Below are 22,512 nucleotides of genomic sequence, written 5' to 3'. Positions count from 1 at the left end.
GCTGATCAGCGCGTCGCGAGGATCTGCCGCACGAAGTCGGTGGACCGTTGCCGCAGGCCGTCGATGCGTCGGTCGATCAGGTTGAGGCGATCCTGCTCGTCGGCACTGCCGACCTCGGTGAGCGTGGGTCGGCGCCGGACGTTGCCGTTGCAACCGAAGTCGCTGCAGATCAACGTGCCGATCGTGTCGCCGCGCCGGCCCGGTGCCCCGCCGCGGCGGGCGACATACAGCGTGACGTCGTCTGCGACGATGACGTCCTGGCACCAGGAACACAGGGTGCGCCGTCGTGGCCCGGTCCGCGGAGCGGTGGTGAAACGCACGCCGACCGCAGTGCCGTCGATGTCGACCACCACGTAGCCGGTGTTGTCCTTCGTGATGTCACGCCAGCCGAGCAGGTCGAGGCGGTCCCACTCGAGGGTGCCCAGGTCGGGCAGCACCGCGTCACGGATCTCGCGCTTGGTGGCGTTGACGAACGAGCTGCGGATGGCAGCGTCGGTCAGGGGAAGCATGCGGAAAGGTCCTTCGGTCGATGAGGTTCGCGGCTGACGCACCATCCGGCCGACCGCACCTGTGCGGCTGCTGGTGTATGGCGTCACGGCATGGCAGGACACCGATCCGTCGCGAGATCACTGTCTCGTCCTGGACCGGCGGGTCAGCTGTGCGCTGAGCAGGCCATGGGGGCCGACCTCGTTCCCGGCGGCTTCACGCCGCTCATCGTCACGTCTCATCTCGCCGATGCCGGCAGGACAACTGCGACATCGGGCCGACCCACCGTCTCACACGCGCTGCCCGAAGGGCACGCCCATTTCTTCGCCACGGGACTCACCGGCGCCACACGGCCTCGAGACGGATGAAAGTGACCAATTCTTTGAAATCTCAACAGACCATGCGGCGTGGTCGGCGTGGCACTGTTGCGCCTGGAGCCGGCCAATCACACACACCACAGCGGTCCCGGCCCCGGTGCCGGACCGCACGTCGGAAGGAGATCGGGTGACCGAGCACGAGCCCCATGGGATCGGCGCGGCAGCACCGCCCGGACGTCGAGGACTGAGTCGCCGGCGGTTCGTCGGCTACCTGGTCGCCGGGACGACCCTGACCGTGGCGGCCGATCTGCGCCTCGGCACAGCTGCCGAGGCGGCGATCCCCTCTCCCCCGCAGATCGCCGCGGTGTTCGACCTGGAGGACCTGGAGAGCACCGCGGCGCTGGCCACCTCAGGCCTCATCACGATCACCATCCACTCCGATGGGACGGCGAGTTTCGCGCTCCCGCGCGCCGAGGTCGGTCAGGGCATCACCACCTCGACGGCCATGATCATCGCCGAGGAGATCGACCTGCCGGTGGAGAAGGTGATCGTCTCGCTCGCCCCTGCCCGCCCGGAACTGGTCTTCAACCAACTGACCGGTGGCTCGAACTCCACCGTGTCGACATACACGCCCATCCGGGTCGCCGCCTCGATCGCCAAGGGCGCGCTGCTGAAGGCCGCCTCTGTCGAACTCGGTTACGCCGTGGGCCAATTGACGACGAAGCTCGGCGTCGTGCGTGCCCCGAACGGTACGTCGGTCAGCTACGGCGCGTTGGCGACGAAGGCGGCCACCACGACGACGAAGGCCGCCAAGACACAACTGAAGGCCCGCACGTCGTTCAGCGTCGTCGGGACCCCGCGCAATCGTGTCGACGCGCGGGACATCGTCACCGGCAAGAAGCAGTTCACCATGGACCTGCAGGTGCCCGACGCCTTGCCGACCATGGTCTGCCGCGCTCCGGGCCTCAACGGCCGTCCCGTCGCACTGCGCGCGGTGCAGGCGGACTTCGGCGGCAGCGTCGTCCCGGGCGCCGACGACGCCTCGGTCCTGCGTGAGCTGCGCAAGGCTGAGATCCCCCTGGTGGTGCCCACACTGCCGTTGCTCGGGGGTCGCTGCGGCACCTATGTCCGGATCCGCAAAGCCATCAGGGCCGGTGCCGCCAAGATGTGAGCCACGTGGCATGGGGCCGCAGTGGGACACATCGACATCGTCCCAACTGACATCGAGATAGACCCGCCCGCCGGGACCCGTGCGGACAGCCTGCCGCGACGGCATGGGAAGCCCGACGTGGCGCGCCATACGAGCGAAATCGAGTTCACCCAGCGAATGCGCACCGTCGGTCACGTCGGAAATGATGTTGCTCAAGAAGGTGCGTCGTGCAGACCGGGACACTCCGCGCCACGCGAGCGCCAGCCGTGCCGGGCTGGTCATGCGCTGCTGCATCGGCAGGCAGATCAACAAGGCGGCCTGACGGTCCGACACCGCCCACTGTGCAGCGTGGATCATCGCCACCTCGGTGCTGACGCAGGGAATACCGGCGCGGAGGGCGGGCGCCGGTCGGCGTTGCAGATGCAGCCGGACGCCCTCGACGCGGTGGTGTCGGGTAGCAGCCGGCACAGCGACGTCGATGATCGGGGCCGTGAATCCCGTCATGCCGTTCGCGAGGAGTTCGGCAGCGAGTTGAGCCGCGATGCGACGCCGCTCGGCGCCATACACCGCCGTCGTGCACTCGCCGCTGCGGCATCGGCTGCTGTTGGATCCATCCGACGATCGTGCCCGAATTGGACGGTTCCGCGTGACGAGCCTGTGGACAGCCGCCTCAGGCCACTTCATGTCAGACACTTCGCGCGGTGGAACGCGCGAAGTGTCTGACCGAAGGTGCCCCGACCGAGGTCAGAGGTACTGGCCGGTGCCCTTGATCGAGTCGATGGAGCGGCCCGGCTCGGCGCCGTCCTTGCCGTCGATGAGCGTGCGGATGTAGACGATCCGCTCGCCCTTCTTACCGGAGATGCGTGCCCAGTCGTCCGGGTTGGTGGTGTTGGGCAGGTCCTCGTTCTCCTTGAACTCGTCGACGCAGCTGCGCAGCAGGTGATCGACCCGGATGCCCTTCTGACCGGTGGTCAGCTGGTCCTTGATCGCCATCTTCTTGGCCCGGTCGACGATGTTCTGGATCATCGCTCCGGAGTTGAAGTCCTTGAAGTAGAGGATCTCCTTGTCACCGCTGGCATAGGTGACCTCCAGGAACTTGTTCTCGTCGATCTCGGTGTACATCCGCTCGACGGAGGCCTGGATCATCGCCTCGACGGTCTCCTGCGGCGAGTTGTTGTGCTCGGCGAGATCGTCGGCGTGCAACGGCAGCTCCGGCACGAGGTACTTGCCGAAGATGTCGCGTGCGCTCTCGGCGTCCGGGCGCTCGATCTTGATCTTCACGTCGAGCCGACCGGGCCGCAGGATCGCCGGGTCGATCATGTCCTCCCGGTTGGAGGCACCGATCACGATGACGTTCTGCAACTGTTCGACACCGTCGATCTCGGCCAGCAGCTGCGGCACGATCGTGGTCTCCACGTCGGAGGAGACACCCGATCCGCGGGTGCGGAAGAGCGACTCCATCTCGTCGAAGAACACCACCACGGGAGTGCCGTCGGAGGACTTCTCCCGGGCCCGCTGGAAGATCAACCGGATGTGCCGCTCGGTCTCGCCGACATACTTGTTGAGCAGCTCCGGGCCCTTGATGTTCAAGAAGTATGCCGTCTCGTCGCGGCCGGTCTTCTCGGCGACCTTGCGAGCCAGGCTGGCAGCGACCGCCTTGGCGATCAACGTCTTGCCGCACCCGGGAGGGCCGTAGAGCAGCACGCCCTTGGGCGGGCGCAGCGCGTGCTCCCGGAACAGGTCCGCGTGCAGGTAGGGCAGTTCGACAGCGTCCCGGATCTGCTCGATCTGGCCGGCGAGGCCGCCGATGTCCTCGTAATGGATGTCGGGCACCTCCTCCAGCACGAGGTCGGCGACCTCGGCCTTGGGGATGCGTTCGAAGACGAAGCCCGTGCGGGTGTCGCACAGCAGCGAGTCGCCGGCGCGGATCGTCTCACCCACGAGGTTGGCGGCGATGCGGCACACGCGTTCCTCGTCGGCGTGCGCGATCACCAGCACCCGGTCCTCGCCGAGCAGCTCCTTGGCCTGGACCAGCTCACCGACCCGCTCGAAACCCACGGCGGCGACCACGTTGAGCGCTTCGTTGAGCATCACCTCGCGCCCGACCGTCAGGTCGGCCGGCTCGATGGACGGACTCACCGCGACACGCAACTTGCGTCCTGAGGACAGGATGTCGGCCGTGGCATCGTCGTGCGTCTCGACGATCACTCCGTATGACGCGGGCGGCTGCGCGAGCCGGTCGACCTCGCCCTTGAGGTTGACGATCTGTTCGCGCGCTTCCTTCAAGGTGCGCACGAGGCGTTCGTTCTGCGCCGACAGGGTGCCGACCGATGCCTGCAGTTGGCGGACCTGCTGTTGCAGCTCTCCGGCGTTCGCAGGGGACGAGACGGCAAGTCGTTCGCGCAGGGTTCGGATCTCGCGTTGCAAGCCCTCGATGGAGCTCTTCGGCGCATCAGCTTCGTGGGAGTGGTCGGTCACGGTCGGCCTCCTTAGCGCGAGCACGACGTCAGTCGTCGCTGCGGTTCGATGCCCCCTGACCCTAACCCGCAAACCTCGTCATTCCAGCGGCGGCTCGCCTGCTGAACGTTGCAACTTGCGCAGCTTCTTGTCCGAGACGGGGCGCTCGCCCAGATTCTGCGATGTCCACGACTGCGGGTCGCGGGCGACATCGAAGGTGCTCGTCTCAATATCTGGGGCGTCCGCCTCCTGCGCGCCCTTGGCGGGGCGCCGTTTGCGCAGCGGGGGCGTGACACCGGGCGCCAATCGCCGGGTGGACACCAGGAAGCCGGTGTGTCCGTGCATCCGGTGCTGCGGCCGCACGGCCAGGCCCTCCAGGTGCCAGCCGCGCACCATCGACTCCCAGGCCTCCGGCTCGGTGTAACCACCGTGCGCGCGCACGGCTTCGGCCACTCGCGACAGTTGCGTCACGGTGGCGACATACGCGATGAAGACGCCTCCGGGTGTCAGCGCCTCGCCGGCCGCGTCGAGGCACTCCCACGGCGCCAGCATGTCCAGCACCACGCGGTCGACGGTGCCCGGCGCGGCGACGGACGGCAGCACGTCGACGAAGTCGCCGACCGACACCGTCCAGGCCGGGTGATCACCGCCGAAGAAGTCACGCACGTTGCCCTTGGCGATGTCGGCGAACTCGGCCCGCCGCTCGATGGAGTGCAACCGGCCGTGATCGCCGACGGCACGCAGCAACGACATCGACAGCGCACCGGAGCCGACACCGGCCTCGACGACGTGCGCACCGGGGAAGATGTCCGCCATGGCGACGATCTGCCCGGAGTCCTTGGGGTAGACCACCGCCGCGCCGCGGGGCATCGACATCACGTAGTCGGACAGCAGCGGTCGCAGCACCAGGTATTCGGTTCCCGCGGTGTTGGTGATGGTGCTGCCGTCGGGCAGGCCGATCAGGTCGTCGTGGTCGAGGTGGCCGCGGTGGGTGTGGAACTGCTTGCCCGAGGTCAGCTGCAGCGTGTGCATGCGGCCCTTCGGGTCGGTCAGCTGCACGCGTTCGCCGGCGGTGAGGGGGCCGCGACGCGCGGCGGAGCCAGTGGGTTCGGGCGAGGTCACGAACGGAAATAGTAGACGGCGGGCATCGGGCCGGGCTCAGACGGACGCCGCGGTGGGGTGTTCGGCGGCCGCCAGCGCGTCGCCCAGCACCTGGACCGAGACCAGCCCGACGGGCCGGCCGTCGGTCACCACCAGCAGATCCTGTATGGCGCCGCCGACGTGCTGCGCCGCTCGCACGAGCGCCGTGACGTCGGCATCGACCGAGGCTACTTCGGCGATCCAGCCCGCGGGCTGGACGCGCGCCAGGGCGGCCGCACGGACCGTCTGCAGGTCCGTGCGGCCGGCGTGCTGCAGGTCGACCGCGGCGATGACACCCCACGGCATCCCGCGCGGGTCCACGACGACCACGTCGGTCCCGTGCGGCAGCTGTCCCACCGGTGTGGCATCGGGGACGACCACGGTCGGCCGCAGCACGTCACCGACCCGGACGCGGGCGAACAGCCGTCCCGACCGGGCCCGGGCGACCGCACCACTGGCGCCGAACCACAGGAAGCCGGCGATCAGCACCGACCACAGGACGTAGTAGGCCTGCGGCGTCTCTCCCCGGACCAAGGGCAGCACCACCGTCCAGCACACCATCGCCACCGCCAGCACGCGGCCGCACCAGCCCGCCACGAGCAGGCCGGCGGTGCGGGAGCCGGTGAGGCGCCATACGACGGCGTCGAGGATGAATCCACCGTCCAGGGGCATGCCGGGCAGTAGGTTGAAAACGGCGACGAACCCGTTGGTGAAGACGAACGCGCCGATGAGCAGCTTCGCAACCTCCCGGTCGTCGGCGACCGCGTGCAGGGCCAGCCAGCCCGCGAGGGCGAGCACGGCGTTGGCGAGCGGCCCGACGACGGCGACCAGGGCACTGGACATCGGCGAGCTGTCATCGGTTTCGTATGCCGTGTGTCCGCCCCACAGGTCGGCGACGACCCGTCGCACGTGGTAGCCGCGCCACTGACCGACGAGGGCGTGGGCGGCCTCGTGCGCGACCACGGACAACAGCAGCAGCAGCGTGTAAAGGAAGGCCACGAAATAGGCGGTGCCGCCCAGGTCCGGATACGCGTTGCGCACCTGCGGCCCGAAGGTGACGATGATGACGACGGCGATGATCGGCCAGGTCCGGCCGAGGTAGATCGGCACACCGCGCAGCGTCCCCAGCTGCCAGCCGGGTCGGTCCGCGTTCGCCATGGCTCCAGCCTACGTGGCGGTGGTCTTTCGGATGACGGTCGCTCTGACCGTCCCGGAACCGCGAGAAAGTGACGACAGTAGCGAGTCTCTCGCCCGATACGCCCCGAGACGGCGAGAAAGTGACGACAGTAGCGAGTCTCTCGCCCGAAACGCCCCGACACCGCGAGAAAGTGACGACAGTAGCGACCTTTTCGTACCGCCCAGGGCCGACCGACCCTGTCCTACCGCCCGGTTAACGTGGATGGCATGCGAGGGAGAACCGACACGGCCGACGCGGCGGGCGAGACCGGTTCGCGCCCGCTGCGGCCGGCACTCTCGCCGAGTCGGGCCGGCGACTTCATGCAGTGCCCGTTGCTCTACCGCTTCCGGGTCGTGGACCGGTTGCCCGAGGAACCCTCCGCCGCCGCCGCACGCGGCACGTTGGTGCATTCGGTGCTCGAGCGGCTTTTCGACGTGCCGGCCGCGGAGCGGACCCTCGAGGCGGCGGTCGCGCTGCTGGAGCCCCAGTGGGCGGCCCTGGTGGAGCACGAGCCCGAGCTGGCGAGCCTGGTCGGCCAGCAGAGCGCCGATGGCAGGGCGTGGTTCGCCGACGCCGCCGAGCTGGTCCGCCGGTGGTTCGCCCTGGAGGACCCCACCCGGCTCGAGCCGGCCGAGCGGGAGCTGTATGTCGAGGCCGAGGTCGACGGGCTGACGCTGCGTGGCTACATCGACCGGCTCGACGAGGCGCCCGGTGGCCTGCTGCGCGTCGTCGACTACAAGACCGGCCGCTCACCCTCGCAGCTGTTCGAGGCCAAGGCACTCTTCCAGATGAAGTTCTACGCCCTGGTGATCTGGCGCACCCGCGGTGTGGTTCCTCGCATGCTCCAGCTGGTCTACCTCGGCAACAGCGAGATCGTGCGATATGTCCCCGACGAGTCGGACCTGCTGGCGACCGAACGCAAGGTCAAGGCGCTGTGGCAGGCGATCGAGCGAGCGGCCGCGACCGGCGACTGGCGGCCGCACCGCACCAGGCTGTGCGACTGGTGCAGCCACCAAGCGCTGTGCCCGGAGTTCGGCGGCACTCCCCCGCCGCTGCCGGACGGTGCCATCGGGCTCGCCCTGGATCCGGTGCGTGCCGGCGAGACGTCACCGGTCGACGAGTGACCTCAGGCGCCCGATGCGATGCGGACCAGGTCCGCGGCGCGTAGCCCGTCCAGCGTGCTGACGTGAATCGCCCCGGCGATGTCGGGCACCTGGATCAGGTGCGGCACGGCGATCGTCGGCACCCCGGCCGCCACCGCGGCACGCACCCCCGGGATCGAGTCCTCGATGGCGACGCACTTGCCGGGGTCGACACCCAACTCGGCAGCAGCCGTGAGGTAGGCCTCGGGGTCCGGCTTGCCCTTGTCCACCCGGTCACCGGTCACCACCACCGTGAACGTGCCGGATGCCACGCTGTCCAGCAGCACGCCCGCGAAGGAGTCGTAGGACATGGTCACCAGGGCATTCGGAATCCCTTGCGCCACAACGTCGTTCAGCAGCTGCTCGGCGCCCGGGCGCCAAGGCACGTGCGCGCGCATGCCGGCGATGACACGCTCGAGCAGATAGTCCACGATCTCCTCGGCCGAGAGTGTCACCGGGCTGTTGTCCCGGATCACCTGGCCCGACACGAGCAGCGGGTTGCCGACCAGCTGGTGCGCCATCTCGTCGGACCACTCCCCGCCGTATGACGCCACGAGCTCCCGCTCGGCGGCGATCCACAGGGGCTCGGTGTCGACGAGTGTGCCGTCCATGTCCCACAGGACGGCCGCGGGCAGCGCGTGGTGGTCTCGAGGCGCTCCCGCGCCGGCTCCGTCGCCTCGACTCCGAGCGACGTGCTGTTGTGTGCTGATGGGTCAGTCCTCCGGTTCGTAGCCGAGATTCGAGGAGAGCCAGCGCTCCGCCTGCTGCAGCGTCCAGCCCTTGCGGGCGGCGTAGGACTGCACCTGGTCCTTGCCGAGCCGGCCCACCACGAAGTACTGCGACTCCGGGTGCGAGAAGTACCAGCCGCTGACCGCCGCGCCGGGCCACATCGCCATGGAGTCGGTGAGCTCGATGCCGGTCTGGTTCGTGACGTCCAGCAGCTCGAAGAGCGTCGCCTTCTCCGTGTGGTCCGGGCAGGCCGGGTAACCGGGCGCCGGTCGGATGCCGCGGTACTTCTCCGCGATCAAGTCCTCGTTGCTCAACTTCTCGTCCGGCGCGTATCCCCACAGCTCGTGCCGGACGACGTCGTGCAGCCGTTCGGCGAACGCCTCGGCGAGCCGGTCGGCGATCGACTCGAGCAGGATCGCGCTGTAGTCGTCGAGTTCCTTCTTGAACTCCATGATCTTCTCCTGCGAGCCGAGGCCCGCAGTGACCGCGAATCCGCCCACGTAGTCACGCAACCCGGTGTCCTTGGGCGCGACGTAGTCGGCCAGCGACCGGTTGGGCACGCCCGCCCGGTGGTGCCCCTGTTGCCGCAGATGGTGCAGGGTCGTGCGCAGTTCGCCGCGCGTCTCGTCGGTGTAGAGCTCGATGTCGTCACCGACGGCGTTGGCCGGGAAGAAACCGACCACGGCGTTCGCCCGCAGCCAGCGGTGCTCGATGGCCTTGTCGAGCATCTGCTGCGCGTCGTCCCACAACTTGCGCGCTGCTTCGCCGGTGGACGGGTTGTTCAGGATGTCCGGGAATTTGCCCTTCATCTCCCAGGCGTTGAAGAACGGCTGCCAGTCGATGTAGTCGCGCAGTTTCTCCAGCGGGTAGTCGTGGAAGGTGCGCGTGTATGACGCGATCTTGCCCAGCTCACCGTCGTCGGCGACGTCTCGGGCCTGCTGCAGCAGGAACCGCGGCCGCGGCGGTTGATAGTCGGTCCAGTCGATCGGCGTTCGCTCGGCGAGCGCGTCGTCATACCTGAGCAGTGGCCGCTCGGTGTTCTTGGCGGCATGCCGCTTGCGGATCGACTCGTAGTCGGCGTTGATGTCGGCCATGAACGCGTCGTGGCGTTCGTCGGACAGCAACGCCGAGGCGGTGGGCACCGACCGTGAGGCGTCCTTCACCCACACCACGTCGCCGTGGTACTTCGGTGTCACCTTGACCGCGGTGTGTGCTCGGGAGGTGGTCGCACCGCCGATGAGCAGCGGGATGTCCCAACCCTGGCGTTCCATCTCGGACGCGACGTTGACCATCTCGTCCAGCGACGGGGTGATCAGCCCGGACAGCCCGATCATGTCGGCGTTCTCGGCCTTGGCGGTGTCGAGGATCTTCTGGGCGGGCACCATGACACCGAGGTCGACGACGTCGTAGTTGTTGCACTGCAGGACCACACCGACGATGTTCTTGCCGATGTCGTGGACGTCACCCTTGACGGTGGCCATCACGATCTTGCCCTTGGCGCGTTCGGCGTCGCCCGGCTTCTTCTCCGCCTCGATGAACGGAATCAGGTGGGCGACAGCCTTTTTCATCACGCGGGCCGACTTGACGACCTGCGGCAGGAACATCTTGCCGGCGCCGAAGAGATCACCGACGACGCCCATACCGTCCATCAACGGACCCTCGATGACGTTGAGCGGCCGCTCCCCCGCCGCCGCCAGTTCGAGACGCATCTCCTCGGTGTCCTCGACGATGTATTCGTCGATGCCCTTGACCAGCGCGTGCGTGATGCGCTCGCGCACCGGGTCCTCGCGCCACCTGAGCTTGTCGTCGGGGCTCTGGTCCTCGGCCGCCTTGTTGTGCTCCTCGGCGACCTCGAGCAGGCGTTCGGTGGCGTCCTCCCGGCGGTTGAGTACGACGTCCTCGATGCGCTCGCGCAGCACGGGGTCCAGCTCGTCGTAGACACCGAGCTGCCCGGCGTTGACGATGCCCATGGACAGGCCGGCCTTGATCGCGTGGTAGAGGAAGACCGCGTGGATCGCCTCCCGCACCGGGTTGTTGCCACGGAAGGAGAACGACACGTTGGAGACGCCACCCGAGGTGAGCACGCCGGGGAGGTTCTCACTGATCCAGCGCGTCGCCTCGATGAAGTCGGTGCCGTAGGCGCGGTGCTCCTCGATGCCGGTCGCCAGCGCGAACATGTTCGCGTCGAAGATGATGTCCTCGGCCGGGAAGCCGACCTCCTGGGTCAGGATGTCGTAGGCGCGCTGACAGACCTCCTTGCGCCGCTCGAGCGTGTCGGCCTGTCCGGTCTCGTCGAACGCCATCACCACCACCGCCGCGCCGTACTTGCGGCACAGCTTCGCCTGCTCGACGAACTTCTCGACGCCCTCCTTCATGGAGATCGAGTTGACGATGGATTTGCCCTGGACACAGCGCAGTCCGGCCTCGATGACCTCCCACTTGGAGGAGTCGATCATGACCGGCACCCGGCAGATGTCCGGCTCGGTCGCGATCAGTTTGCAGAAGCGGTCCATCGCCGCGACGCCGTCGATCATGCCCTCGTCCATGTTGACGTCGATGACCTGGGCGCCGGCCTCGACCTGCTGCCGGGCGACGTTGAGGGCGGTCGGGTAGTCGCCCTCCTTGATGAGCTTGCGGAAGCGCGCCGAGCCGGTGATGTTGGTGCGTTCGCCGACGTTGACGAACAACGATTCGTCGGTGACGTTCAGCGGCTCGAGACCCGACAGCCGCAGCGCGGGCGCCACATCTGCGGGGACGCGGGGCGCGAGGCCCTCGATCCGGTCACCCATCTCGGCGATGTGCTCCGGCGTCGTGCCGCAACAACCGCCCAGCACATTGACCAGGCCGTCCTTGGCGAATTCGCCCAGCACGTCGGCCATCTCGGCGGCGGTTTGGTCGTATTCGCCGAAGGCGTTGGGCAGTCCTGCATTGGGATAGCAGAAGGTGAAACAGTCTGCGATCCGGGCGAGTTCGGCGGCATACGGCCGCATGTCGGCGGCGCCAAGGGCACAGTTGAATCCCACCGCCAACGGCCGGGCGTGCCGGATGCTGTTCCAGAACGCCTCGGTGACCTGGCCGGACAGGGTCCGGCCGGATGCGTCGGTAATGGTGCCGGAGATGAACACCGGCCACCGGCGGCCCCGCTCCTCGAAGAGCGTCTCCAGGGCGAACACCGCGGCCTTGGCGTTGAGGGTGTCGAAGATCGTCTCGATCAGCAGCAGGTCACTGCCGCCGTCGACCAGGCCCTGCGCCTGCTCGTGGTAGGCGTCCACCAGCTGCTCGAAGGAGATGTTGCGCGCGCCCGGGTCGTTGACGTCCGGGGAGATCGACGCGGTCCGGTTGGTCGGTCCGAGGGCACCGGCGACATACCGCGGCCGATCGGGTGTGCTGGCGGCGTCGCAGGCAGCCCGGGCCAAGCGCGCCGACTCGTAGTTGAGCTCGTAGCTCAACTCCTCCATGCCGTAGTCGGCCATCGAGATGCGCTGTGCGCTGAAGGTGTTGGTCTCGATGATGTCCGCGCCGGACTCCAGGTAGGCGTCGTGAATGGCGCTGATCACCGACGGGTTCGTCAGCGACAGGAGGTCGTTGTTGCCTTTGACGTCCTGGTCCCAGTCGGCGAACCGCTCGCCCCGGAACTCTTCCTCGCTCAGCTTGTGTCGTTGGATGAAGACCCCCATCGACCCGTCGAGCAGCAGCACCCGCTGCGTCATCGCGTCGGTGAGGGCTTCGGTGGCATCTGGACGAACCAGGGAGGTGTCGCGCGTTGACGGTGTCACACACGCAATGTCGGAGCGGCTGCTCACTGTGGGATCCCTTCGGGGAGTTTGCGCAGAATGGCACGAGTCTAACGACCGGAGCGCCACGCCGATGGGCAGTCTCCCGCGGCGTCGCGACGGCCTAAGCTGAACCTCGGTGATGTTCACGGCGATGAGGAGGACCCGGTGATCGACTTCGAGGACGTGCCGTTGCTGCGCGACCCGATCATGATCGCCGCGTTCGAAGGCTGGAACGACGCGGGCGAGACCGCGTCGGCGACCGTCACGCACTTGATCGACACCTGGGACGCAACCCCGTTGGCCGCGCTCGACCCCGAGCTCTACTACGACTTCCAGGTCAATCGACCACGGATCACCAGTGACTCCGGACGGCGCGAGGTCGTCTGGCCCACCACGCGGATCTTCCTGGCACGGAACACCCCGCTGGACCGGGACGTGATCCTGGTGCAGGGCATCGAACCGTCGATGCGGTGGCGTGCCTTCACCGAGGAGCTGATGGACTTCGCGACCGAGTGCGAGGTCGGCATGATCATCACCCTCGGCGGTCTGCTCGCCGACGTGCCGCACACCCGACCGATCCCCGTCACCGTGACCTCGGAGCACGAGGAGACGCGGCAGCGGTATGACGTCGAGCCCAACCGCTACGAGGGGCCGACCGGCATCGTCGGGGTCTTCACCGACGCGGCGCACCAGGGCGACATACCGACGCTGTCCTGCTGGGCCGCGGTCCCGCACTACGCCGGTGCCGGCCCGTCCCCCAAGGCGACCCTCGCGCTGCTGACCCGTCTGGAGGAGCTGTTCGACGCCCTCATCGGCCACGCCGACCTGGTGGAGCAGGCACGCGCCTGGGAGCACGGTGTCGACGAACTCGCCGCGTCCGACGACGAGGTCGCCGACTACGTCCACTCGCTGGAGCAGACCCAGGACACCACCGAGCTGCCCGAGGCCAGCGGTGATGCCATCGCGCGGGAGTTCGAGAAATACCTGCGCCGCCGCGACACCGACGAATAAGTCAGGCGCGCAGGCCCAGCAGCGCGTCCAGCGCGTCGGTGACCAGCGGACTGGCCGCGCCCTCGTCCGGACCGGCGGCCCAGTCGTCCACCAGCCGCAGCGCACCGGCGCTGTCCAGGTCGTGCGCCAGCGCGGCACGGATGCCGTCGATGAGCGCCGCGGCGCCGGCGTCGCCGCGCGATGCCAAGGCCCGTGTCCAGCGGTCCCAGCGCTTGACGGCGGTGTCCAGCAGATCGTCGGTGTACTCCCACGGCGTCCGGTAGTGCTGGTCGAGCAGCACGAGACGGATCGCCATCGGGTCCACACCGGCCGTGCGCAGGTCGGACACCCGCACGAGGTTGCCCTTGGACTTGCTCATCTTCTCGCCGTCGTACGCGACCATCGCCTGGTGCGCGTAGGTGCGCGCGAACGGCGGGTCGTCGGTCAACGCCACAGCCTGCACGGCGGACATCTCGTGGTGCGGGAAGATCAGGTCGGTGCCGCCGCCCTGCAGGTCGAAGCCCATCCCGAGATGGTCCAAGGCGATGGTGGTGCACTCCACGTGCCAGCCGGGACGGCCACGGCGCAGCTCGCCGGCGTCCCAGGCCGGCTCCCCTGCGCGCTCCACGCGCCACAGCAGGGGATCCAGCGCATCACGCTTGCCGTCCCGGTCCGGATCGCCGCCGCGCTCGGCGAAGACCGCGAGCATCTGGTCCCGGTCCCAGCCGCTGGCCGCGCCGAAGGTCGGCTGGGTGGACAGGTCGAGGTAGATGTCCTGCGCCCCTGGTTCGACCGCGTCCGGGGTGGGCACCGTGTAGGTGACGCCCTTGCCGACCAGTCCCTCGATCGTGGCGACATGGCGGTCCATCGTCTCCACCACGCTCACGTAGTGATCCGGCGCGAGCACCCGCAACGCGGTCATGTCGGTGTGGAAGAGCTCGATCTCGCTGGTCGCGAGGTCACGCCAGTCGACGCCGTCGCGGGTGGCTCGCTCCAGCAGCGGATCGTCGACGTCGGTGACGTTCTGCACATAGTGGACCTCGTGGCCGGCGTCGCGCAGCACCCGGCCGGCCAGGTCGAACGTCACGTAGGTCGCGGCATGACCGAGATGAGTCGCGTCGTAGGGCGTGATCCCGCAGACATACATCCGCGCGGCCCCGTTGATCTCGAGCGGCACGACCTCGGAGGCACGGTGTCGCCACAGCGCCAAGGGGCGGCCTTTTCCTTGTAAACCGGGCAGATTCGGCGAGGCCCACGGAGCAATCGTCACGCTGTCCAGGATAAGGGTGCTACCAGAGCGGCCACGGCAGCGGATGCCGGTAGTCGGGTGGCGCCGGCAGTTGCCGCGTCTGCAACAGGTCCTCGACCCGGTCGCGCAGGGCCACCAGCTCGTCCTGCTGTATGACGCCTCGCAGCGTCTCGCCCAGCACGCCTGCGAGGGCATCGCGGACGGCCTCGAGCCGCCCGATCTCGCGCTGCGACAACGTTTCTCCGGCGAACCCCCAGAGCACCGTGCGCAGCTTCTCCTCCGCGTGGAAGGTGAGTCCGTGGTCGACGGCATACAGATGATCGTCGTCGACGATCAGTGCGGAGGCCTTGCGGTCGGCGTTGTTGAGGACCACGTCGAGCAGGGCGACGTCCCGCAGTGTCGCGTGCGCTGCGTGGGAGACGACCAGCGGCTGGTCCTCCTCGTCGTGCACGCCGAGGACCGGCAGGTAGTCCGACGGCACGGCGGCCACCGGATCGATCCGCAGCAGATCGTTCTCGGTCACCGGTTCCAGCGGGCCGACCCATTGCTGGACCGAACCGGCGCCGAGCGGCCCGTCGGGTCGCAGCACGGTGACCGGCACGCAGTCCCAGCCACCGACGCGCGCGATGAGATAGGCGGCATACTCGCGGCCCGCGAGTGTGCCCTCGGGGAAGTCCCACAACGGCTGCTCGCCGCGGACGGGCTTGTAGACAGCGGGGATTCGCTCGCCGTCGCTGTCGATCCACACTCGCAGCACGAAGTTGGACGCCTCGACCAACCGGCCCTCGACCTCCAGCGGCCCGTCCAGCAGGAGCCGCTGCAGTCGCTCAGCGTCGATAGCCGTTGGCACGGGGACAGATGTGGCCGCTCGGGTCGAGCGGACCACCGCAGAAGGGACACGCCGGGCGACCGTCGGCCACGGACGCCAGGCCGCGTCGTGCGAACTCGCGTGCCTGCGCGGGACCGAGCAGCACCCGTACCAGCTGGCCGTCGGGGTCGGTGACCTCCCGCAACTCCTCACCGTCGCCGGTGGGCTCCAGCTCGACCTGCCGGTCGTGCGCCTCGATGATCAGCACCTGCCGCTCCGGCTCCCAGGCCAGGCTGAGCGTGCTCACCCGGAACTCGTCCTCGATGGGCGGCGTCAACGGGTCGTTGTCCTCGTCGGCGACCGGCAGGTCCTCGTCCACCGACAACTCGTCGAGCAGGTCGTTGACGCGCTCGGCGAGGACGGCGACCTGCTCCTTCTCCAGGGACACCGAGATCACACGGCGACCCTGAACGGCCTGCAGGAAGAACGTCCGGGCACCGGGCGGGCCGACCGTGCCGGCGATGAACCGGTCCGGGTGGTCGAACTCAATTGTCGGCATACTCGCCAGCCTAATCCGCGGAATCCGTGCCGGTCTCGCCGCCAGGTGTCGCATCACCGGTCGACGGCTCCTTGTCGGGTATGTCGGTCAGGTCGCCGGTGCTGTCGTTGACCCGGACCACGAACGGGCGCCGCGCGGTGTACCGGACGGCGCTGACCGACGCGGGACCCACGACGATGCGCTGGAACTGGTCCAGGTGGCTGCCGAGGGCATCGGCGAGCAACGCCTTGATGACGTCCCCGTGCGACACCGCCACCCAGATCGCGCGGGGACCGTGCGCAGCCTCGACCTCCGCGTCGAGCTGCCGCACGGCCGCGACGGCCCGGGAGGACATCTGCGCCAGCGATTCGTGGGCGAAGTCGGGCGAGGGCGGGAAGACCGCCGCGGAGGGGTGGTCCTGCACGGTGCGCCACAGGTCGTCCGTGACCAGTTCACTGATCTTGCGGCCGGTCCAGCCTCCGTAGCGGCACTCCCCCAGGCGTTCGTCGGTCTCGACGGCAACGTCCGGGGCGCCTGCCGCCACCGCTGCCGCGGTCTGCTGGCACCGCTGCAACGGGCTGCTGACGATCCGCACGATCGGCAACTGCTCGAGCCGCTTGCGCACCTCGTTGACCTGACGTTCACCGGTCTCGTCCAGTGCGACTCCGGGTGTCCAGCCAGCCAGCACCCCGGAGGTGTTGGAGGTCGTGCGGCCGTGCCGCAGCAGGAGAACAGTGGCCATCGCGTCAGCGCAACCCTTCGGCGTCCATGATGTCGGCGAGCGTGCGCACCGCCGAGATCCGCTCCTCGAGGGTGTCGCCCGCCGGCGAGACGCTGAGCGTGGTCACGCCGGCGGCGGCATACGCGTGCAGCCGCTCGGCGATGTGCTCGCGGGGGCCGATGAGCGCCGTCCGGTCGATGAAGTCGCGCGGCACGGCCATGGCGGCGTCGCGATGCTTGCGGTCCAGGAAGAGGTCCTGCACCTGTTGGGCCGCCTCGCCGAACCCCATCCGCCGGGCCAGCGCGTTGTAGAAGTTCTTCTTCCGTGAGCCCATCCCACCGACATACAGCGCGGCGTTGGCGCGCAACCGATCCGCGCCGGTGTCCAGGTCGTCGGCCAGGCTCAGGCCGACCTGCGCCGCGACGTCGAAGCCGTCCAGCGAACCGTCGGCGTGGCCGGCCTTCGTCCGCCCGGTGCGCAACTGCTCGAGTTGCTCGGGCAGGTGCTCGGGGCTGACGAAGATGCCCAGCCAGCCGTCGGCGATCTCACCGGTCAGCTCCATGTTCTTGGGACCGATGGAAGCCAGGTAGATGGGCACCTGGGGGCGTTCGGGTAGCAGGAGCAGTCGGAGCGCCTTGCCCGGCCCGTCCGGCAGCGGGAGTTCGAAGTGCCTGCCGTGGTACTCGACGTTCTTGCGGTCGAACGCCAACCGAATGATGTCGACGTACTCGCGGGTGCGACCCAGCGGACTGTCGAAGCGGACACCGTGCCAGCCCTCGCTCACCTGCGGACCCGACACGCCGAGGCCGAGGCGGAACCGACCGCCGGTGATCCTGTCCAGCGTGGCGGCCGTCATCGCGGCCATCGCGGGGGTCCGTGCCGGGATCTGGAACACGGCGCTGCCCCACTCGAGGTGGGTCGTGAAGGCGCTCAGGTATGCCGCGAGGGACGGCACGTCCGAGCCGTAGGCCTCGGCCAACCAGGCCACCCGGTAACCGGCGCCGTCGGCGGCCGACGTGAGTTCCTTCATCGCCGCCAAATCGTCGGTGCCGGTCGTGCTCCAGTAGCCCAGATTGATACCCAGATCCATGGCCACGACGCTACCCTCCGCGACGGCCGCTCGTGCCTCGCGCCTCCTCGGGGCCTCCTCAGGCACCGCGCCTCCACGGCTCGCGGGGTGCCGACCATTACGGTTGCTGCGTGCAATCGGTGAATGTGGGCAGGTCGGGGCTGCGAGTCAGCGACCTCACGCTCGGGACGATGAACTGGGGAGACAGCGTCGACGAGGTCTTCGCCGAGGAGATCCTGCACGACTTCCGCAACGCCGGTGGCACGGCGATCGACACGGCATACGGCTATGGCGACGGCGCCGCCGAGGAGATCCTCGGCGGGCTCGTCGCCGGCGGCGACCGCGACGACCTGGTGCTGATCGGCAAGGCCGGCATCTCACGCACGACCGGTGCCCGGGTGGTCGACACCTCCCGCGGGACGCTGCTCAGCCAGCTCGACGCGTCGTTGCGGCGGCTGCGGACCGATCATCTGGATCTGTGGTTGGTGCACACGTGGGCCGACGACGTGCCGTTGGCCGAGACCATGTCGGCGCTGGAACACGCGGTGACCAGCGGACGTGCGCGGTATGTCGGCGTGTCCAACTACGTCGGCTGGCAACTGGTGGCGGCACATGCGGCGCTGCGCGATGCGCGCATCCCATTGACCGCCGATGAAGTCGAATACAGCTTGGTCGAGCGCGCCGCGGATGCCGAAATCCTGCCGGCCGCCGCGCACATCGGTGCCGGGGTGCTGGCCTGGGCACCGCTGGGCGGGGGCGTGCTGACCGGGAAATATCGCCGCGGTGTGCCCGCCGACTCCCGAGCAGCGACCGGGCGGCACGCGGGCTGGGCTGCTCGACGGCTGGGGGCGGGATCGGACTCGGTGGTCGACGCCGTCGCCACGGCCGCCGAAGGCCTGGGCGTCAGCCCGGCGCAGATCGCGCTGAGCTGGGCCCGGACGCGGCCGGGCATCAGCTCACTGGTTGTCGGAGTCCGCAACCGGACGCAACTGCGCACCGTGCTCGCCAGTGCCCAGACGCAGCTACCGCCGCAGATCGCGCAGGCGCTGGACGACGTGTCGCGGCTGCGCTGACGGTCACCTGGCCGGCTCAGGGTCCTCGTAGTCCAGGTCGTCGGTGTCGTCGCCCGACAGCCCGATGTAGCGATCGTCGTCGTCCTCGAGCTCGTCCTCCAGGTCGTCGCCGTCGGAGTCTTCCTCGTCGTCCTCTTCGTCGTCGTCCTCTTCGTCGTCATCACCGACGTAGACCTCCAGCGGCGTCACTTCACCGTAGGTGTCCATGAGGGCGTCGTCGTAGTCCTCGAACGCGTCCGCCAGATCGCGGTATGCCGCCACCACCGAGGGGTCGTTCTCGCTGCGGCGGGATGCGGCGGCCTCCAAGTGGCGTTCCAGCGCACTCACCAGGGCGGACAATGCGGCACGCGGCTCAGCGGTCATGGCTCGACCGTACCGGGTCGGCGGTGATTCGGGACAGAGCAACGCCCCTGCCGATCCGGCGGATTCGGTCTCGCTGGGTGATAATGGCGGCGATGACCGAGTATGAGTTCCGGGTGCTCAACTTCCCGCGCGACACCAGCCGGTCCGACGTGCGCCAGGTGATCGCCGACCACGCGGAGTACGGCCATTGGGAGCTGGCCCGCAGCCGGCTCTACCTGGGCGGCGCGCGCCGGGTGTGGTTGCGCCGCCGCATCATCCGCGTCCGCCGCACTGCGTGATACTGGTGACAGCCACCCGGATGCGAGGAGTCGAACCAGACAGCTCAGCAGTCCTGAAGGAATTCCCGCAGCACTCGCGCACCGAACTTCAGCGATTCGACCGGCACCCGCTCGTCGATGCCGTGGAACATCGGTGCGAAGTCCAGATCGGCGGGTAGCTGCAGGGGCGCGAAGCCGTAGCCGTCGATGCCCAATCGCTGCAGCGCCTTGTTGTCGGTGCCGCCGGACAGGCAGTAGGGCAGGATCGCGGCACCGGGATCCTGTGACAGCAGTGCACGCTTCATCTTCTCGACCAGGGGCGCGTCGAACGGCGCCTCCAGTGCGATGTCGTGGTGCAGCACCTCCACCTCGACATACTCACCGGCGAGTTCGCGGATCGTGCCCATCAGGTCGTCCTCGTGGCCGGGCAGGTACCGGCAGTCCAGGGACGCCGAGGCCGACTGCGGGATGACGTTGTGCTTGTAGCCCGCATCCAGCATGGTGAAGTTGGCGGTGTCGCGCAGCGTGCCCTCGACGAAGCCGCGCGCACCGCCGAGCTTGCCGAGGATCGGTCCCAGGTCGTCGTCGCTGTATGCCGCGCCCGTCAGATCGCTCAGCCCGTCCAGCAACTGCCGCACCGATGCGATGTATTCGCGGGGCCATTCGTGGGCGTCGATGCGCGCGATGGCTTGTGCTAGCCGGACGACGGCGTTGTCGTCGTTGGGTACCGAGCCGTGACCGGCGCGTCCGTGGGCGTGCAACCGCAGCCAGGCGATCCCCTTCTCCGCGGTCTGCAGGAGGTAGGCGCGCTGCTGACCGGCCTTGCCGTCGAAGGTGACCGAGTAGCCGCCGACCTCGCTGATCGCCTCGGAGACGCCCTCGAAGAGCTCGGGGTGGTTGTCGACCAGCCAGCGGCTGCCCTTGACACCGCCCGCCTCTTCGTCGGCGAAGAAGCCGATGACCAGGTCGCGGGCGGGCTTCCGGCCGGTCCGTGCCAGCTCCCGCACACAGGCCAGGATCATCGCGTCCATGTCCTTCATGTCGACGGCGCCGCGGCCCCAGACGCACCCGTCCTTGAGCTCTGCTCCGAACGGATCCACCTGCCAGTCCTCGGCGTTCGCGGGCACGACGTCCAGGTGACCGTGCACCGCGAGGCCGGGACGGGAGGGGTCAGAGCCCTCGATGCGCACCACCACCGACGCACGTCCGGGCTCACTCTCCAGCAGGACCGGGTCGAGGCCGACCTCGGTCAGCTCGCCCATCACGTATTCGGCTGCCTTGCGCTCCCCCGGGCCGCTGCCGTCGCCGTAGTTGCTGGTGTCGATGCCGATCAGGTCCTGCGTGATCCGCACGGCCTCATCTTCGGCGCGCACCTGCTGCTTGTTGTCGCTGCTCGCCTCGTTCGTCATACGAGCAGCCTGCCACGGGCATCGCGGGCGATCACCCGCCGGCCAGCGTCCGGACGGTATCGATGGTGTCGGCTTCCTCGGCGGTCTTGTCGTCGCGGTAGCGGATCACCCGTGCGAAGCGCAGTGCCAGCCCGCCGGGATAGCGGCTGGATCGCTGCAGTCCGTCGAAGGCGATCTCGACGACCTGCTCCGGTCGCAGGTGGACCACCCAACCGTCGTCGTCCGTGGCGAGCTCGGTGAATCGCACGGTCTGCCACCGCAGCATCTCGTCGGTCATTCCCTTGAAGGTCTTGCCCAGCATCAGATAGCCGCCCGACTCCGGGTCGCGTGCACCGAGGTGGATGTTGGACAGCAGGCCCGTGCGCCGTCCACTGCCCCGCTCGACGGCGAGCACGACCAGGTCGAGAGTGTGCCGTGGCTTGACCTTGACCCACCCGGCGCCGCGCCGGCCCGCGGCGTAGGGAGCGGCGAGGTCCTTGACCACCACGCCTTCGTCGCCGTGAGCGACGCGCTCGGCGAAGAACTCACGTGCCTGCTGGGCGCTCGCGACGTCGGCGTGCCGGATCAGCCAGCGCGCGGGCACGACCTGCGCCAACTCTCGGGCGCGCTCGCGCAGCGGCCGGTCGATGAGATCGACACCGTCCCGGTGCAGCAGGTCGAAGAACTGCGGGGTGACCGGCGTCTGCTCGCTCAGCCGTTGAGGCTCGGCGCTGCTTGCAGTGCGCGCGCCGGTCACCTGGAACGGCAACGGCCGACCGTCGGCGGCGAACGCGATCGCTTCGCCGTCGAGGACGATCGTGCGCGCCGGCAGCGAGCGCACCGCCTCGACGACCTCGGGAAGCCGGTCGGTGATCTCCTCCAGGCTGCGGGTGAACAACCGGACGTCGTCACCGTCCTTGTGCGCCTGCACACGGATGCCGTCCAGTTTGGTCTCGATCTGCTGGGCCAGGCCATCCTCGACGGCGTCGTCGATTTCCGGTGCGCTGCCGGCCAGCATCGGCCGCACCGGCCGGCCGAGCACGAGCCCCACCGCGGCCACCGCCTCGGCGCCGTGGTTGATCGCGGCCGCGGCGACCGGAGCAGTAAAACCGGCGAGCATGACGGCCCGCCGAATGTCCGCCTCGGGCACGCCGCTGGCCGCTGCGATGGCGGTGAGCATCACGCCGTCACCGGCGCCTTGTCGCAGCTCACCCTGGATCAGCCCGGTGGCGAAGCGTTGCTCCGCGGTGGTCAGTCTGCCGAAGAGGTCGGCCAGCAACTGTTTGCGCCGTGCGACGGCTCCGGCGCCGTTCACCGCCGCAACGGCGGTCATCGCCGCGTCGAACTCCGTCACCGAGACCGTCGCCGAACCACTTGGCACGGGCGCGTCGCGCAGGCCCCGCCAGCCGACCCCGATCCGCCGCTGCGGGAGCACGCCGGCCAGGTATGACGCCACCAGCGGCACCTCATCCGCTGTCGCGGCTCGCAGCAAGCTGGCCACGGCGTCCCGCTTGGCCAGCCGCGACCGTGTGGCGCGTAGGGCCTCCGACACCGAGATGACCTGCTCCAACAGCATGGTTGCAGTCTGCCGGGCGGCACCGACATACAGGCGGTTCGGAGGCGGCGGAGGCGAGCCTGCTGCGCAGGCGCTAGCGTCGTGTCCGCGAACGACGAGTCATCCA

19 protein-coding genes are annotated in these 22,512 nt (G+C 68.8%); 5 read left to right on the top strand and 14 right to left on the bottom strand.

The genetic code is table 11. From position 1 onward, the window contains the following. Nucleotides 1-5: 5 nt before the first annotated feature. A complete protein-coding gene (locus ACYVBN_RS15020; protein WP_460601226.1) occupies nt 6-509 on the bottom strand; it encodes an FBP domain-containing protein in 504 nt (167 codons plus the stop codon). A gap of 481 nt (nt 510-990) precedes the next feature. Here ACYVBN_RS15020 and ACYVBN_RS15015 point away from each other — a divergent pair, with 481 nt between their 5' ends. Next, entirely contained in the window at nt 991-1,974 is a 984-nt protein-coding gene (locus ACYVBN_RS15015; RefSeq protein WP_460601225.1) for a molybdopterin cofactor-binding domain-containing protein, read from the top strand. A gap of 723 nt (nt 1,975-2,697) precedes the next feature. Here the strand turns inward: ACYVBN_RS15015 and arc are convergent. From arc to ACYVBN_RS15000, 3 genes are read right to left on the bottom strand one after another with little or no spacing between them, the layout of a single operon-like run. Next, the gene (gene arc, locus ACYVBN_RS15010; protein WP_460601224.1) at nt 2,698-4,455 is read right to left on the bottom strand and encodes a proteasome ATPase; all 1,758 of its coding nucleotides are present in this window, start codon (nt 4,453-4,455) and stop codon (nt 2,698-2,700) included. 54 nt (nt 4,456-4,509) lie between these two features. Next, nucleotides 4,510-5,532: a tRNA (adenine-N1)-methyltransferase gene (locus tag ACYVBN_RS15005; RefSeq protein ID WP_460601223.1), complete on the bottom strand. Its 1,023-nt coding sequence runs from the start codon at nt 5,530-5,532 to the stop codon at nt 4,510-4,512. A gap of 36 nt (nt 5,533-5,568) precedes the next feature. Then, nucleotides 5,569-6,708 carry a zinc metalloprotease gene (locus ACYVBN_RS15000; RefSeq protein ID WP_460601222.1) on the bottom strand — a complete coding sequence of 380 codons (1,140 nt, stop codon included), beginning with the start codon at nt 6,706-6,708 and terminating at the stop codon, nt 5,569-5,571. A 246-nt stretch (nt 6,709-6,954) separates the two neighbouring features. Here ACYVBN_RS15000 and ACYVBN_RS14995 point away from each other — a divergent pair, with 246 nt between their 5' ends. Next, nucleotides 6,955-7,851: a RecB family exonuclease gene (locus tag ACYVBN_RS14995; RefSeq protein WP_460601221.1), complete on the top strand. Its 897-nt coding sequence runs from the start codon at nt 6,955-6,957 to the stop codon at nt 7,849-7,851. Between the two features lie 2 nt (nt 7,852-7,853). Here ACYVBN_RS14995 and ACYVBN_RS14990 read toward each other — a convergent pair whose 3' ends face one another. Together ACYVBN_RS14990 and metH are read right to left on the bottom strand one after the other, a co-directional pair. Continuing rightward, nucleotides 7,854-8,504 (bottom strand): HAD family hydrolase, encoded by a 651-nt coding sequence (locus ACYVBN_RS14990; protein WP_440282940.1) that lies wholly within the window; start codon nt 8,502-8,504, stop codon nt 7,854-7,856. Between the two features lie 78 nt (nt 8,505-8,582). Continuing rightward, nucleotides 8,583-12,374, bottom strand: a complete 3,792-nt coding sequence (gene metH / locus ACYVBN_RS14985; RefSeq protein ID WP_460601220.1) for a methionine synthase — start codon at nt 12,372-12,374, stop codon at nt 8,583-8,585. A 165-nt stretch (nt 12,375-12,539) separates the two neighbouring features. On the opposite strand from metH, the gene ACYVBN_RS14980 reads away from it, so the two are divergent. Beyond that, on the top strand, nt 12,540-13,385 hold the full coding sequence (locus ACYVBN_RS14980; protein ID WP_440282935.1) for a PAC2 family protein: 846 nt from the start codon (nt 12,540-12,542) through the stop codon (nt 13,383-13,385). A gap of 1 nt (nt 13,386) precedes the next feature. On the opposite strand, the gene mshC is transcribed toward ACYVBN_RS14980, so the two are convergent. The 5 genes from mshC to ACYVBN_RS14955 are packed head-to-tail and all read right to left on the bottom strand — an operon-like array spanning nt 13,387 to nt 17,770. Next, entirely contained in the window at nt 13,387-14,628 is a 1,242-nt protein-coding gene (gene mshC / locus ACYVBN_RS14975; protein WP_440282938.1) for a cysteine--1-D-myo-inosityl 2-amino-2-deoxy-alpha-D-glucopyranoside ligase, read from the bottom strand. Between the two features lie 25 nt (nt 14,629-14,653). Next, entirely contained in the window at nt 14,654-15,463 is an 810-nt protein-coding gene (locus ACYVBN_RS14970) for a protein kinase family protein (RefSeq protein WP_460601219.1), read from the bottom strand. Then, nucleotides 15,441-15,980, bottom strand: coding sequence for a DUF3090 domain-containing protein (locus ACYVBN_RS14965; RefSeq protein WP_460601218.1), 540 nt, complete (start codon nt 15,978-15,980; stop codon nt 15,441-15,443). Before ACYVBN_RS14965 ends, ACYVBN_RS14970 begins: the two co-directional genes overlap by 23 nt. A gap of 10 nt (nt 15,981-15,990) precedes the next feature. Beyond that, nucleotides 15,991-16,701: an MSMEG_4193 family putative phosphomutase gene (locus ACYVBN_RS14960; protein WP_440282932.1), complete on the bottom strand. Its 711-nt coding sequence runs from the start codon at nt 16,699-16,701 to the stop codon at nt 15,991-15,993. A 4-nt stretch (nt 16,702-16,705) separates the two neighbouring features. Then, a complete protein-coding gene (locus tag ACYVBN_RS14955) occupies nt 16,706-17,770 on the bottom strand; it encodes an LLM class F420-dependent oxidoreductase (protein ID WP_460601217.1) in 1,065 nt (354 codons plus the stop codon). Nucleotides 17,771-17,880: 110 nt separating this feature from the next. Between ACYVBN_RS14955 and ACYVBN_RS14950 the strand changes: the two genes are divergently transcribed. After that, nucleotides 17,881-18,822 (top strand): aldo/keto reductase, encoded by a 942-nt coding sequence (locus tag ACYVBN_RS14950; RefSeq protein ID WP_460601216.1) that lies wholly within the window; start codon nt 17,881-17,883, stop codon nt 18,820-18,822. Nucleotides 18,823-18,825: 3 nt separating this feature from the next. Here ACYVBN_RS14950 and ACYVBN_RS14945 read toward each other — a convergent pair whose 3' ends face one another. Then, on the bottom strand, nt 18,826-19,185 hold the full coding sequence (locus ACYVBN_RS14945; protein WP_460601215.1) for a hypothetical protein: 360 nt from the start codon (nt 19,183-19,185) through the stop codon (nt 18,826-18,828). An 83-nt stretch (nt 19,186-19,268) separates the two neighbouring features. Between ACYVBN_RS14945 and ACYVBN_RS14940 the strand changes: the two genes are divergently transcribed. Further along, the gene (locus ACYVBN_RS14940; protein WP_440282928.1) at nt 19,269-19,463 is read left to right on the top strand and encodes a DUF5703 family protein; all 195 of its coding nucleotides are present in this window, start codon (nt 19,269-19,271) and stop codon (nt 19,461-19,463) included. 44 nt (nt 19,464-19,507) lie between these two features. Here ACYVBN_RS14940 and ACYVBN_RS14935 read toward each other — a convergent pair whose 3' ends face one another. Next, nucleotides 19,508-20,851, bottom strand: a complete 1,344-nt coding sequence (locus tag ACYVBN_RS14935; protein WP_460601214.1) for a M20/M25/M40 family metallo-hydrolase — start codon at nt 20,849-20,851, stop codon at nt 19,508-19,510. 31 nt (nt 20,852-20,882) lie between these two features. Continuing rightward, nucleotides 20,883-22,406 (bottom strand): ATP-dependent DNA ligase, encoded by a 1,524-nt coding sequence (locus tag ACYVBN_RS14930; RefSeq protein ID WP_460601213.1) that lies wholly within the window; start codon nt 22,404-22,406, stop codon nt 20,883-20,885. Nucleotides 22,407-22,512 lie beyond the last annotated feature (106 nt).

Source organism: Flexivirga lutea (assembly GCF_054778955.1).
Note: the sequence above shows the minus strand (reverse complement) of the source record. Positions and strands in the feature narration are given on the sequence as shown.

Bases quoted from the DNA above. Each gene is read 5' to 3' on its own strand.
- ACYVBN_RS14940 (WP_440282928.1), top strand. From the start codon at position 19,269: ATGGCGGCGATGACCGAGTATGAGTTCCGGGTGCTCAACTTCCCGCGC.
- ACYVBN_RS14945 (WP_460601215.1), bottom strand. From the start codon at position 19,185: ATGACCGCTGAGCCGCGTGCCGCATTGTCCGCCCTGGTGAGTGCGCTG.
- ACYVBN_RS15000 (WP_460601222.1), bottom strand. From the start codon at position 6,708: ATGGCGAACGCGGACCGACCCGGCTGGCAGCTGGGGACGCTGCGCGGT.
- ACYVBN_RS14965 (WP_460601218.1), bottom strand. From the start codon at position 15,980: ATGCCGACAATTGAGTTCGACCACCCGGACCGGTTCATCGCCGGCACG.
- ACYVBN_RS14960 (WP_440282932.1), bottom strand. From the start codon at position 16,701: ATGGCCACTGTTCTCCTGCTGCGGCACGGCCGCACGACCTCCAACACC.
- ACYVBN_RS14930 (WP_460601213.1), bottom strand. From the start codon at position 22,406: ATGCTGTTGGAGCAGGTCATCTCGGTGTCGGAGGCCCTACGCGCCACA.
- ACYVBN_RS15020 (WP_460601226.1), bottom strand. From the start codon at position 509: ATGCTTCCCCTGACCGACGCTGCCATCCGCAGCTCGTTCGTCAACGCC.
- ACYVBN_RS14995 (WP_460601221.1), top strand. From the start codon at position 6,955: ATGCGAGGGAGAACCGACACGGCCGACGCGGCGGGCGAGACCGGTTCG.
- ACYVBN_RS14955 (WP_460601217.1), bottom strand. From the start codon at position 17,770: ATGGATCTGGGTATCAATCTGGGCTACTGGAGCACGACCGGCACCGAC.
- ACYVBN_RS14935 (WP_460601214.1), bottom strand. From the start codon at position 20,851: ATGACGAACGAGGCGAGCAGCGACAACAAGCAGCAGGTGCGCGCCGAA.